Here is a 12,947-nt window from a genome sequence, read left to right as displayed (position 1 = left end):
GCACATAGCCGCAACATTCCCTAACAATTCCTAAAGAATCTTTGCGCGACCGCGCGCTGCGACGGGCGATTCGGCAACACAGCTGAAAGTTGTGTGAAGCTGCATCGCGAGCAAAACTGAAGGACAGGCCCATGACCGCGCCCATGACCGCAATGTCGAACGTGATCGTCTTCCGCCCCCGCCCGTCGCTGCACGGGCTGCGTCGTCCCGCGATGCTGATCCGCGCCGCCCGCGAGGGTCAGGCGTCCTGGCGGCGCGACCGGGATCTGGCGCGGCTGCTGCGCTCGGAGACCTGCCCGGCCCCCGGCGCGGTGCTGCCGCGCCTGCGCGCCGAGGAGGATCTGCAGAACGACCTGCGGGTGACGCGGGCCGCCGGCTACGATCTCAGGCGCCATGTCGCACTGATGATCGCCATTCTGGCCGAGATGCGCGCCGCCGTCGCCGCCACCCCGCCCTGCCCGGCCGTCGCCGCGCGCTGAGCCTCAGCGCCGACGCCTGCCCGTCAGCGAGCCCAGGACGCCCCGGATCAGCGCCTGCCCGGTCCGGGTGCCCAGTTGCCGCGCGAGGCTCTTGCCAAAGGCCTGCGCGATGCTGTCGGACCGGCCGCGCGGCGCGGGTTTCTCGGGCGCCTCGGGCGCCTGATAGGGGCGGCCCCGGCTGGCGGTTGGAGCGGGGCTGGGGGCGGGCATCCGGAACAGATCCTCATCTGCCGGCGCCGCCGCCTCGGCGGTGCGCTGCGCCAGCATCTCATGGGCCGAGTGGCGGTCCAGCGTGGTGGCGTATGTTGCCCCCAGGGGCGAGGCCGCCACGATCGTCGCGCGCTCGTCCTCGGTGATCGGGCCGAGCTGGCTGAAGGGCGGGCGGATCAGCGTGCGCTGCGCGATCCCCGGCTCTCCCTTCGCCTGCAGGAACGAGGTCACGGCCTCGCCGGTGCCCACCGTCTGGATCGCCTCGGCGATGTCGAAATCCGGGTTCGGGCGATAGTTCTGCGCCGCCGCGCGCAGCGCCGCCTGATCCTTGGCGGTGAAGGCCCGCAACCCGTGCTGCACGCGATTGCCCAGCTGGCCCAGCACATCCTCGGGAATGTCGGCGGGGGACTGGCTGACGAACCAGATGCTGACGCCCTTGGAGCGGATCAGCCGGGCCACCTGCTCGATCTTGTCGACCAGCGCCTTGGGGGCGTCGTCGAACAGCAGATGCGCCTCGTCGAAGAAGAACGCGAGCCGCGGGCGGTCGGGATCGCCCACCTCGGGCAGCTGCTCGAAGAGTTCGGACAGAAGCCACAGCAGGAAGGTCGCATAGAGGCGCGGCGCGGACATCAGCCGGTCCGCCGCCAGGATGTTGATCACCCCCCGCCCCTGATCGTCCTGCCGCAGCAGGTCGGCCAGATCCAGCGCCGGCTCTCCGAACAGGCGGTCGCCGCCCTCGCCTTCCAGCACCAGCAGCGCGCGCTGGATCGCGCCGACGCTGGAGGTGCCGACATTGCCATAGCGCAGCGACAGGTCGCGGGCGTTCTGGCCCACCCAGACCAGCATCGCCTGCAGGTCCTTCAGGTCCAGAAGCGGCAGCCCCTGCTCGTCGGCCAGGCGGAAGGCGATGGTCATCACCCCCTCCTGCACGGCGGTCAGGCCCAGCAGGCGCGACAGCAGCAGCGGCCCCATCTCGGCCGGGGTGGTGCGGACCGGATGGCCCTCGGCGCCCCAGACATCCCAGAAGGTCACCGGGAAGGCTTGATAATCCAGATCGACGCCGATCCTCGCGGCCCGCGCCTGGAACGCGCCGTGCAGCTTGCCCTGATCGGAGCCCGGGCGCGCCAGCCCGGCCAGATCGCCCTTCACATCCGACAGAAAGACCGGCACCCCGGCCAGCGACAGGCTTTCGGCCAGGGTCTGCAGGGTCACGGTCTTGCCGGTGCCGGTGGCGCCCGCGATCAGCCCGTGGCGATTGGCCAGCCGCAGCAGCAGCGCCTCTGGCAGGGCGGAACCCTCGCCCGCACCGCCGACGATGATGCGACCCGCCTCGGGATCAAGGACCATGGCCATCGGCTGCCCCTTTCTTAGAAAAATAATGCGCCGCGCAGCAGGCAACGCGCGTTCCGAAAAGACTATCTTAACGGCTTCATGGCAAGGTTGAACCTGTCCGGAACACCTGCCGTGCCTTCGGACATTCCTCCCTGTTGGACTGGCCGCACCCCCGGGTGCGGCCTTTTTTCAGACCGGGGGACGGACTGTCTTCCCCGTTGACGGATCACGGCGGCGCGACTACTGTCCGCTGCAATGATGACCGGCCCGTCCGGCAGGGAGACTTACGCAACGCGTCGGGGGCCGTGGTGAAAGCTGCGGCCTTTCGCATGTCCGGGCCCCGGGGCCCTTTCGGCGAAACCTTGCGCGGGGCCGGGATGCGGGCGCGGGCTCAAGCCAAGGTGACGGCGCGCGATGTGGCGGGGGCCTGACAAGGTTTTCCGACCGTGCTAGATCGGCCACAATGCGCTGAGCAAAAGGAAGAAAGATTCATGTCCATCAAATCGTCGCAGGCGCTGCTGGCTGCTTTGGCGCTGATTGCCGGCCCGGCCTTCGCCCAGGATGCCACCAGCCCGATCGCGCCCGCCCCCGAGGCCCCTGCCGCGGAAGCGCCCGCCAGCGAGGCTCCCACGATCGAGTCGCCGCTCGCTCCAGCCGCCAGCCCAGCCCCTGCCGACACCCCCGATGCCCCGGCAGAATCTGATGCGGCCCCCGGGACTGCGATGCCCACCCCCTCGGAACAGGCCGCCGACGGCGCGGCTGCCGGCACGGCGCCCGATCCCGAGGGCCCGGGCAGCTATTACGCCAGATCCGAGCATGGCGACTGGACGATCCGCTGCATCCGCGCAGGCCAGGGTAAGGACCCCTGTGAGATGTACAAGCTCTTGACCGACGCGGACGACAATGCCGTGGCCGAACTGACCTTGGTGCCGCTGTCCAACGGCAATGTGGCCGCCGGCGCGACGCTGGTCGCGCCGCTGGAGACCGACCTGATCGAGGGCCTGGGCTTTCAGGTCGATGCGGGCGAGATGCGCGGCTATCCGTTCAGCTTCTGCGCCCCGGTGGGCTGCGTCGCGCGTTTGGGCTTCACGCCCGAGGAACTGGCCGGCATGAAGGGCGGTCGCATCGCCAATGTGCAGCTGCTGCCCTTCGGCGGCGATCCGGCCGAGCCGGTGCAGCTGTCCATGTCGCTGGCCGGCTTCACCGCCGCCTTCGACGAGCTGACCGCCTATGCCGCCGAACCGGCCCCCGAGGCTCCGGCCAACGCGGCCCCGACCGACGCTGCCCCGACCGACGCTGCCCCGGCAGAGGACGCTCCGGCAGAGGACGCACCGGCCGAGTGATCCCGGCCATCTGACGCGCCCAAGCGAAACGCCGTGCCCTGCAAGGGGCGCGGCGTTGTCATGTCGGGGGACGGGATCAGACGTCAGGCGATCTCAGACGCGGCGCAGCGCGATGACCGCATTCAGCCCGCCGAAGGCGAAGGCGTTGGACAGGACGGCATCGACCTTGGCCTCGCGCGCCTCGTTCGGGACCACGTCCAGCGCGCATTCGGGATCGGGCTCCTGATAGCCGATCGTCGGGGCGATCACCCCGTCGCGCAGCGCCATGATGCAGGCCAGAAGCTCGACCGCGCCGGTGCCGCCGATCAGGTGGCCATGCATCGACTTCGTCGAACTGATCATCAGCCGGTCCGCGTGATGGCCGAAGGCATGGGCCACGGCGGCGCATTCGGTCTTGTCATTGGCCGCCGTGCCGGTGCCATGCGCGTTGATATAGCCGATATCCTCGCGGTTCAGGCCCGCGTCGACCATGGCCCCGGTGATCGCGCGTTCGGCCCCCTGGGCCGAGGGCATGACGATGTCCTGCGCGTCCGAGGACATGGCGAAGCCCACCACCTCGGCCAGGATCTCGGCGCCGCGCGCGCGGGCATGGTCGTATTCCTCGAAGACAAAGACGCCGGCGCCCTCGCCCTGCACCATGCCGTTGCGGTTGGCGCTGAAGGGGCGGCAGGCATCCTTGGACATGACGCGCAACCCTTCCCAGGCCTTCACGCCGCCAAAGCACAGCATCGCCTCGGACCCGCCCGACAGCATCACCTCGGCCGCACCGGAGCGCACCATCTGGAAGGCCAGACCCATCGCATGGTTGGAACTGGCGCAGGCCGTGGCCACCGTGAACGCGGGGCCGCGCAAGCCGAACTCCATGCTGACATGAGAGGCGGCGGCATTGTTCATCAGCTTGGGCACCACGAAGGGATGGACGCGGTTCTTGCCCTCTTCATAGACGGCGCGGTAATTCTCGTCCCAGGTGTTCAGTCCGCCGCCGGCGGTGCCAAGGACGACCCCGGCGCGCAGCCCGAGCGCGCCTTCGAAATGCAGCCCTGATTGGGCGACCGCCTGCTTGGCGGCCAGCAACGTGAACTGGGTGAACTTGTCATAGAGCAGGATCTGCTGGCGGTTGAAATAGGTCTCGGGCGTCCAGGCATGGACCTGACCGCCGATCTGGATCGACAACCGCTCCACATCGCGGAATTCCAGCTGGGTGATGCCGCAGCGCCCCTCGCGGAAGGCCTGCATCGTCGTCTCGACATCATGCCCAAGCGCGTTGATCGTGCCCGCCCCGGTGATGACCACGCGCCGCAAGCCGCCCCGCCCGGACAGATCGCCCGAGGGCTGCACCGCCGGCGCGGCCCGTCCCGCATCGATCAGCGCCTCGTCCACCACGGCGGGGATGGGCGGGGTCTGCGTCGGCACTCGGCTCATCCGGCCTTGTCCGCCACCAGCCGCTCGACCGCCGCGATGATCGTGCCCATGTTCGAGATGTCGAATTCGGATTTCTCGGGCTCGTTCGCGTTGAACGGCACCGAGATGTCGAATTCCTCCTCGATGGCAAAGATCGATTCGACCAGGCCCAGGCTGTCGATTCCCAGATCCTGCGGGGTCGCCTCGTCGGTGACCTGATCGGGATCCAGCATGGCCTGTTCCGCGATGATCGCGCGGATGCGCTGTCTGATATGGTCTGTCATGTCGCCTCCTGTTCAGCCCTTGTCCAACAGGCGTGTCACGGTTTCCTGAAGCTTGGACAACTGTTGTGCGACACGCGGAAGACGGCGGACGGCCTTCTGGATCTCCAGCTGCGTCTCCATCTTGACCGCCGGATTGCCCAGGATCACCCGGCCTGCCGGCACCCGCGTGAAGATCTTGGACGATCCGCCCGCGATCACATCGTCGCCGATGGTGATGTTGTCGTTCACGCCGACCTGGCCGGCCAGCACGACCCTGTCGCCGATCCGCGACGATCCGGCGATGCCGACCTGGCTGCAGAGCAGGCAGTCGCGCCCGACGGTGACGTTATGGGCCACCTGCACCAGATTGTCGATCTTGGTGCCGTCGCCGATCTGCGTGGCCCGGATCGTGCCCCGGTCGATGGTGGTGTTGGCGCCGATCTCGACGTCATGGCCCAGATGGACCGCGCCGAGCGAATGGATGCGGGTCCAGTGCTGCGCCTTGACCTCGCCGCGGGCGCCCAGGGTGCGGCGGATTTCCTCGATGCCTGATTCCTCGGGCGTGACGAAGGAAAAGCCGTCGCCGCCGATCACCGCGCCGGGCTGCACGATCAGCCGGTCGCCCGCAATCACGTCATGGCCGATGCGCACGCCTGCATGGATCAGGGCCAAGGCGCCGATCCGGGCGCCCCGTCCGATGCTGACATGCGCGCCGATCCGGGCGCCGTCACCGATGATGACGCCGGCGCCGATCACGACGAAGGGGCCGATGGCCGCGCCGTCGCCGATCATTGCGCTGTCGTCGATCACCGCCGTCAGATGGATGCCCGCCGCGATGTCGGGGCCCGGATCGAAGGCCCGGGTCAGCCCGGCCATGACCAGACGCGGGCGCGGCGCGAAGATCGCGGCCACCAGCCCGTATGTTTCGGGGGCCATGCCCTCGGCCAGGATGGCGATGCTGCCGGGCTGCAGGTGGTCTGCGTATTTCGGGGACATGGCCATGGCCAGCAGACCGCCCTCGGGGCCCACCGGCGCGACAGAGGCCGGCTCGGCGGCGCCGGTCACCCGGATCGATCCGTCGCCCCACAGCCGGGTATCCAGGGCCTGCGCCAGTTCTGCCATCGTGACGGCCATGATGCCCCCCTTTCGTCCGCGGGACTTAGCCTGTTTGCCCCGGCGCTTCCAGTGCCTAGCGCGCCTCGGCGATCACATCCCCGCCCGTGCCGAAGCCCTCTGCCTGAAGCGCGGTCCAGATGCGGGCGTCGCGGGCATAGATGTCGGCGAACAGCCGGATCTGCCCGTCCGGGCCCGGCCAGGCAGTGAAATAGACCAGATGCACCGGCACGGCGGGGCGCAGCGTCAGCCAGGTCTCGCGCCCGCTGTCCAGCGCCCGGCCGAAGACCGCCGCCGGATCGTCGGACTGCACGGACAGCAGCGCATGGGCCAGATCGACCGGATCGCCGATGCGGATGCAGCCGTTCGACTCCGCCCGGACGCGGTTGCCGAACAGATGCTTGGAGGGCGTGTCGTGCAGGTAGATGTTCCATTGGTTGGGGAAGATGAACTTCACGATACCCAAGGCATTGTCATCGCTCGGCTTCTGGCGAAGGCGGAACGGGAACGTCGCCGCCGTGTATTGCGAGAAGTCGATCCCGTCGCGCGCCAGCACCCGGCCCGACCCGTCCAGCACGTCCAGATGGGACACAGCATGGCGATTGGCCTGCAGCTTGGGCAGGTAATCCCGCACGGTGATGGATCGCGGCACGTTCCAGCTGGGATTGACGACCACATTGGCCATCATGTCCGAGAATTCGGGCGTGCGCATCTCGGGCGTGTCCTTGCCCATGACGCTGCGGGTGCGAAAGACCTCGGCCCCGCCCTGCCGGATCGTGGTCGAGAATTCAGGGATGTTCACCCAGACATGGCGGGCCTGCAGATCCTCGGCCCCCATCCAGCGCAACCGCTCCAGCGCGACGGTGATCGCGCGCTGACGGGCATCGGGGCCAGATGCGTCCTCGCCATTCAGCCGGGCGATCGTGCGCGGCCCGGCGATGCCGTCATCGGGCAGCCCGGCCGCGCGCTGGTACGCCGCCACAGCCTCGGACAGCGCCGCGTCGTAGAGGTCGGGATCCGCGCCTGGTGCCGCAAAGCCGATCCACGCCAGCCGCGCGCGGAGCGGCGCGACCCCGGCCCCCTGCCCTCCGGGACGCCATAGCCCGTCGGGAATGCGCGGCAGATCGGCGGGCACGGTCAGATCGGCGCGTGTCTGCAGCGCGGCCTGCAGGGCACGGTAGGCGGGCAGGTCCGGCGCGGCCCCCTCCAGCACCGCGCCGGGATCGGCGGCAGCGTGGAACGCGGCCAGCAGCGCGGGCACCGGGCTGGGACCGGGCTCCCGCTTGATCTCGGGATCGACGCTAGCGGGGGTCAGCACCCCGCGGGTCAAGTCGCGCAGCAGCCGTGCCGCCTGGCGCGCATGGGCCAGTTCGGCCTCCATCCCCGCGACGGGGGCAGTCGAGGGCGGCAGGGGATAGCGGCTGGCGGGGATGCCGTGGTCGGGCATGGCCGCGATGGCGTCGCGCAGAGCCTGCCGCCGGGCCGCGCCCTCGGGTCCCAGAAAGACCGGCTGCAACCCGTTGCCGCCATAGAAGGCCGCCAGATCCGCATCATCGGCGACCGCAAGAGCCAGGGCCATCTGCTGGGGGGTGAAATGCAGCCGTGGCGCTGCCGCCACGCTCAGGGAACCGGCGGAATCCTGCGCATGCACGTGTCCGGAACCTGCACCCATCAGGCCCACTGCCAGCCCCAGAACGCCTGCCCAGCCTGTCGCGGTCATGCCCCGTCTCTCCATATCTATTCCCGTTCTTCCATATCCCGGCCAGACCTGCCATCGGCCAGCGCGCTGATCCCGCTGGCGAAACCCGGTCGTTGCCGAAATGCAACTTCAAAGTTTCTCAATTGCAACATTCAGGCCAGTCGGCAAGTTTCTGCCGAAATGCACGGACTTCAACCGCAGATGGGCAGAATCCGTTTCATGGCACACTATGTTTTGACATAATGTTAACCAGTCGGGGATAAACCACGACGAGCCGCGACACGTCGCCGGCTGAAAAAACGAAGCAGGACAGGCGATCTGACATGACAATGGACCTTATCTCCCGTCGCGGCATTCTTGGTGTGTTCGCGGCAACCACTGTTGCGGCAACTCCGGTGATGGCCAATGCCTTCGGTTTTCTTCGCGGCAACGCCGGCGACATGCGCCGCGTGCGCATGTATAACGGCCGGACGGGCGAAAGCATCGACACGGTCTATTGGGTCGACGGCAAGTACATCCGCGAGGCCCTGAACGAAATCAACATCTTCATGCGCGACTGGCGCACCGGCGAGGTGATCGGCATCGACCCGCGCACCATCGACGTGGCCGCCGCCTCGTCGCGCCTGATGCAGACGAACGAGCCCTACATGATGCTGTCGGGCTATCGCTCGCCCCGCACCAACGCCATGCTGCGCCGCCAGTCGGGCGGCGTCGCGCAGAACTCGCTGCACGTCACCGGCAAGGCCGCCGACCTGCGGCTGAAATCGCGCTCGGTCGGCCAGATGTACCAGGCCGCCGTCGCCTGCCGCGCGGGCGGGGTCGGTCGCTACAGCCGGTCGAACTTCGTCCACATGGATTGCGGTCCGGTCCGCTCCTGGGGCAGCTGATCCCGGCATCACGCTCCGACCCCTCGTGTCCTTCGCAAGGCGCCTCTGCTGTGGCAGATGCGCCTTGCGACATTCTGACACACGGTTTGTCGTTGCTTTCCTGACAAGCCCTTGACATCGTTGCCTCGCATTTCAGCAAGATCGGATCCGCATGAGCCCCTTCGAGACGCGGCGCTACAAGACCGCCAAACGCATTCAGGCGGCTGCGGTCGATCTGGCGGTGCGTGACGGTCTAGCCAATGTCACGACCGAAGCGATCTCGCGCCATGCCGGGATCAGCACGCGCACCTTCTTCAACTACTATCCCTACAAGGAGGCGGCTCTGATGGGCCCGCCGCCCAATTACCCGCCTGCCGCCTCGGATGCCTTCGTGGAGGGCACGGGTCGGCTGATCGACGATCTGGGCCGCCTGATCGAGACGCATCTCAGCCGCTTTCTGGGCGAACGCGAGATGATCGGGCATCTGCTGGCCCTGTCGGACAAGGATCCCAAGCTGGAGGCGCTGCGCAACAGCGCCATGCTGGCGCGGCGGGCGCAGATGCGCGCCCTGCTGCATCGCCGCCTGCCCGGCACCGACGAGCGCATGGTCGAGATCCTGGCCGCCGCCATCATCGCCGCGACCCATGCCGCGACCAAGGACTGGGTGTCCGGGCAGCGTCCCGACTTCATCGCCGCCGCGCATGAGAACCTGTCGCTGATCCTGGCCGCCGCCGAGATGCTGGACAAGCCGACCGGCGCCTAGGGCGTCAGCAGCTTGCGGTAAAGGTCGTCCAGGAACACCGCCCCCTCGTCGATCGGATCGCGCCCGGCGCCCAGGACGGCGCGGACCTGCGTCTCGAAATCGGCGTAATGCTGGGTCATCGACCAGATCGAGAAGATCAGGTGGCGCGGCTCGACCCGGGCCAGGCGCCCCTCGTCCATCCAGCGCTCCAGCACCACGACCGTGCGGTCCACAATCTCGCGCAGGCCGCCGCCCAGGATCTCGGTCAGATGCGGCGCGCCCTGCAGGATCTCATGCGCGAAGAGCCGACTTTCGCGCGGATAGTCGCGCGACATCAGCAGCTTGGCGCGGACATATGAGAGAACTTCGACCAACGGTTCGCCCTTGGGGTCGATCTGCTGCATGGGGGCCAACCACATGTCCAGAAGGGTCGTCAGCAGCGCCTTGTGGATCTCGTCCTTCGAGCCGAAGTAATACAGCACGTTGGGCTTGGACAGGCCCGCCGCCCGCGCGATCTGGTCGATGGTCGCCCCGCGCAGCCCGTGGGTCGAGAAGGCCTGCAGCGCGCCCTGCAGGATCAGGTCGCGGTTCTTCTGCTGAATCCGGGACATCTGGGGTCCGCTGGCCTCTGTCATCACGTCCCCGCATCTGCCATGATCCGAATTTGGGCACATCGCCCCCAAATGCCGGTCCGACCTTCAGGATGCTTGACTGCCCTCGGACCCGTGCTAGCTTGATCCTGACCGTTTGGTCAATATTCCATGAGGATAGCCCGATGCCGCTCGACCGCAAGCCCGCCCCGAACGACCTGCGCGCCTTCTGGATGCCCTTCACCGCGAACCGTCAGTTCAAGTCGGCGCCGCGCATGCTGGTGGCGTCCAAGGACATGCATTACACCACTGCCGACGACCGTCAGGTGCTGGACGGCACGGCGGGCCTGTGGTGCTGCAATGCGGGCCATTGCCGCCCCCGGATCACCGAGGCCGTGCAGGCGCAGGTGGGCGAGCTGGACTATGCCCCCGCTTTCCAGATGGGCCATCCGCTGGCCTTCGAACTGGCCAACCGGCTGGTCGACATCGCGCCCGAGGGCATGGAGCATGTCTTCTACACCAATTCCGGCTCCGAGGCCGTCGATACGGCGCTGAAGATCGCGCTGGCCTATCACCGGGCGCGCGGCGACAGCGCCCGCACCCGGCTGATCGGGCGCGAGCGCGGCTATCACGGGGTGGGCTTCGGCGGCATCTCGGTCGGCGGGATCGTGAACAACCGTCGCCATTTCGGCACGCTGCTGGCGGGCGTCGACCACATGCCCCACACCCATCTGCCGGAAAACGTCTTCACCAAGGGCCAGCCCGAGCATGGCCTGCATCTGGCCGACGAGCTGGAGCGCATCGTGGCCCTGCACGGCGCCGAGACGATCGCCGCCGTGATCGTCGAGCCGATGGCCGGATCGACCGGCGTGCTGATGCCGCCCAAGGGCTATCTGCAGCGCCTGCGCGACATCACCCGCAAGCACGGCATCCTGCTGATCTTCGACGAGGTCATCACCGGCTTCGGCCGCCTTGGCAGCCCCTTCGCGGCCCAGCATTTCGGGGTCGTCCCCGACATGATCTGTTGCGCCAAGGGCCTGACCAACGGGGTGATCCCGATGGGGGCGGTGCTGGCCAGCGCGCAGATCCACGACGCCTTCATGCAGGGCCCCGAGCACATCATCGAGCTGTTCCACGGCTATACCTATTCCGGCAACCCGATCAGCTGCGCCGCCGCCATCGCCACGCTGGACACCTATGCCGAAGAGGGCCTGCTGACCCGCGCCGCCGAGTTGGAGACCTATTGGCAGGAGGCGATCCACGGGCTGCGCGACCATCCCCATGTGATCGACATCCGCAACATGGGCCTGATCGGCGCGGTCGAGCTGTCGCCCATCGAGGGTCATCCCGGCAAGCGCGGCTTCGACACCTTCGTGAAGGCCTTCGAGGCGGGCATCCTGATCCGCGTGACCGGCGACATCATCGCCATGTCGCCACCGCTGATCATCAGCGAGGCGCAGATCGACGAGCTGATCGACACGCTTGGCCAGGTTCTGAAGACCGCCGCCTGAGGGCGGCAGACCCATCAAGCCGACCCCCGCGACAGACGGGGGCGGTCCGACAGGAAGGACGCAAGACATGAGCGACACGAGCGCCGGGACCCCGGCTGCGAACATGACGGTCGATGGCGACCGGTTGTGGGACAGCCTGATGCAGATGGCTGCGATCGGACCGGGCATCGCGGGCGGCAACAACCGCCAGACCCTGACCGATGCCGATGCCGAGGGACGTACCCTCTTCCAGCGCTGGTCCGAGGAGGCGGGCATGACCATGGGCCTGGACCGCATGGGCAGCATGTTCCTGCGCCACGAGGGGGCCGAGCCTGATCTGGACCCCGTCTATATCGGCAGCCACCTGGACACCCAGCCCACCGGCGGAAAATATGACGGGGTGCTGGGGGTGCTGGCCGGGCTGGAGGTCGTGCGCACGATCCGCGATCTGGAGGTGAAGACCCGCCGCCCCATCGTGGTGACCAACTGGACCAACGAGGAGGGCGCGCGGTTCGCGCCCGCCATGCTGGCCTCGGGCGTCTTCGCGGGGGTGCTGACCGAGGACTATGCCAACAGCCGGCAGGACGCCGAGGGCAAGAGCTTTGGCAACGAGCTGGACCGGATCGGCTGGCGCGGCACCGAGGCGCCGGGCGACCGCAGGATCCACGCCATGTTCGAGCTGCATATCGAGCAGGGCCCGATCCTCGAGGCCGCGAACATCCCCATCGGCATCGTGACCCATGGTCAGGGGCTGTGGTGGCTGCAGGTGACGGTGACGGGCAAGGACGCCCATACCGGCAGCACGCCGATGGCGATGCGGGTCGATGCCGGGCGCGGCATGGCGCAGATGATCGAGGCGGTGCACCGGATCGCCATGGACCACCAGCCCGATGCGGTGGGCGCGGTGGGACAGGCGAATGTCTATCCCAACAGCCGCAACGTGATCCCCGGCCGGGTCGTCTTCTGCGTCGATTTCCGGTCGCCGGATCTGGACAAGTTGACCTCGATGCGTTCGAGGTTCGAGGCGGAAGCGGTTGATATCGCTACAGGTCTTGGTCTGGGCATCGAGATCGAGCCGGTCGGGCATTTCGACCCGGTGACCTTCGATGCCGGTCTGGCGGACAGCCTGCGCGCCGCCGCCGACCGCTTGGGCCATGCCCATCAGGATATCGTCTCGGGCGCCGGGCATGACGCCTGCTGGATCGCCAAGGTCGCGCCGACGGTGATGATCATGTGCCCCTGCAAGGGCGGCCTCAGCCATAACGAGGCCGAGGAGATCACCCCGGACTGGGCGCGAGCCGGGACCGAGGTGCTGCTGCATGCGGTGCTGGATGCGGCGGAGATTGTCCGCTGACGCGGACGGTGGCCGGGGGTTTCACCCCCGGACCCCCAGGGTATTTGAACAAAGAAGAAGAGGCA

The 12,947-nt window shown here is 68.0% G+C and carries 12 protein-coding genes; 6 read left to right on the top strand and 6 right to left on the bottom strand.

Annotation, left to right across the window (positions count from 1 at the left end; all coding sequences use genetic code 11):
• Positions 1-131 precede the first annotated feature (131 nt).
• Positions 132-479, top strand: a complete 348-nt coding sequence (locus FA743_RS01380) for a DUF6477 family protein (protein WP_246054771.1) — start codon at positions 132-134, stop codon at positions 477-479.
• A gap of 3 nt (positions 480-482) precedes the next feature.
• Here FA743_RS01380 and FA743_RS01375 read toward each other — a convergent pair whose 3' ends face one another.
• A complete protein-coding gene (locus FA743_RS01375; RefSeq protein WP_136884087.1) occupies positions 483-2,042 on the bottom strand; it encodes a helicase HerA-like domain-containing protein in 1,560 nt (519 codons plus the stop codon).
• A gap of 470 nt (positions 2,043-2,512) precedes the next feature.
• Here FA743_RS01375 and FA743_RS01370 point away from each other — a divergent pair, with 470 nt between their 5' ends.
• The gene (locus FA743_RS01370) at positions 2,513-3,364 is read left to right on the top strand and encodes an invasion associated locus B family protein (RefSeq protein ID WP_246054770.1); all 852 of its coding nucleotides are present in this window, start codon (positions 2,513-2,515) and stop codon (positions 3,362-3,364) included.
• Positions 3,365-3,457: 93 nt separating this feature from the next.
• Here the strand turns inward: FA743_RS01370 and FA743_RS01365 are convergent, their stop codons facing one another.
• The 4 genes from FA743_RS01365 to FA743_RS01350 form a co-directional block, all read right to left on the bottom strand.
• A complete protein-coding gene (locus FA743_RS01365) occupies positions 3,458-4,666 on the bottom strand; it encodes a beta-ketoacyl-[acyl-carrier-protein] synthase family protein (RefSeq protein ID WP_136884397.1) in 1,209 nt (402 codons plus the stop codon).
• Positions 4,667-4,782: 116 nt separating this feature from the next.
• A complete protein-coding gene (locus tag FA743_RS01360) occupies positions 4,783-5,049 on the bottom strand; it encodes an acyl carrier protein (protein WP_131574523.1) in 267 nt (88 codons plus the stop codon).
• Positions 5,050-5,061: 12 nt separating this feature from the next.
• Positions 5,062-6,162 carry a UDP-3-O-(3-hydroxymyristoyl)glucosamine N-acyltransferase gene (gene lpxD / locus FA743_RS01355; protein ID WP_136884086.1) on the bottom strand — a complete coding sequence of 367 codons (1,101 nt, stop codon included), beginning with the start codon at positions 6,160-6,162 and terminating at the stop codon, positions 5,062-5,064.
• Between the two features lie 55 nt (positions 6,163-6,217).
• Complete coding sequence (locus FA743_RS01350; RefSeq protein ID WP_169308730.1) at positions 6,218-7,861, bottom strand: L,D-transpeptidase family protein; 1,644 nt, start codon at positions 7,859-7,861, stop codon at positions 6,218-6,220.
• A 302-nt stretch (positions 7,862-8,163) separates the two neighbouring features.
• Between FA743_RS01350 and mepK the strand changes: the two genes are divergently transcribed.
• Both mepK and FA743_RS01340 read left to right on the top strand, forming a co-directional pair.
• A complete protein-coding gene (gene mepK / locus FA743_RS01345; RefSeq protein ID WP_135312850.1) occupies positions 8,164-8,727 on the top strand; it encodes a peptidoglycan L,D-endopeptidase MepK in 564 nt (187 codons plus the stop codon).
• 151 nt (positions 8,728-8,878) lie between these two features.
• On the top strand, positions 8,879-9,469 hold the full coding sequence (locus FA743_RS01340; RefSeq protein ID WP_136884084.1) for a TetR/AcrR family transcriptional regulator: 591 nt from the start codon (positions 8,879-8,881) through the stop codon (positions 9,467-9,469).
• On the opposite strand, the gene FA743_RS01335 is transcribed toward FA743_RS01340, so the two are convergent.
• Positions 9,466-10,059, bottom strand: coding sequence for a TetR family transcriptional regulator C-terminal domain-containing protein (locus FA743_RS01335; protein WP_246054768.1), 594 nt, complete (start codon positions 10,057-10,059; stop codon positions 9,466-9,468). The two genes, FA743_RS01340 and FA743_RS01335, sit on opposite strands and share 4 nt — an antisense overlap.
• Positions 10,060-10,223: 164 nt before the next feature.
• On the opposite strand from FA743_RS01335, the gene aptA reads away from it, so the two are divergent.
• The gene (aptA, locus tag FA743_RS01330) at positions 10,224-11,549 is read left to right on the top strand and encodes an omega-aminotransferase AptA (protein WP_136884082.1); all 1,326 of its coding nucleotides are present in this window, start codon (positions 10,224-10,226) and stop codon (positions 11,547-11,549) included.
• 67 nt (positions 11,550-11,616) lie between these two features.
• Entirely contained in the window at positions 11,617-12,882 is a 1,266-nt protein-coding gene (locus FA743_RS01325; protein WP_136884081.1) for a Zn-dependent hydrolase, read from the top strand.
• The last annotated feature ends 65 nt before the right edge of the window (positions 12,883-12,947 follow it).

Source organism: Paracoccus gahaiensis (assembly GCF_005048225.1).
Lineage (GTDB): Bacteria > Pseudomonadota > Alphaproteobacteria > Rhodobacterales > Rhodobacteraceae > Paracoccus > Paracoccus gahaiensis.
The sequence above is the reverse complement of the archived record's forward strand: the minus strand, read 5'-3'. Positions and strand labels throughout refer to the sequence as shown.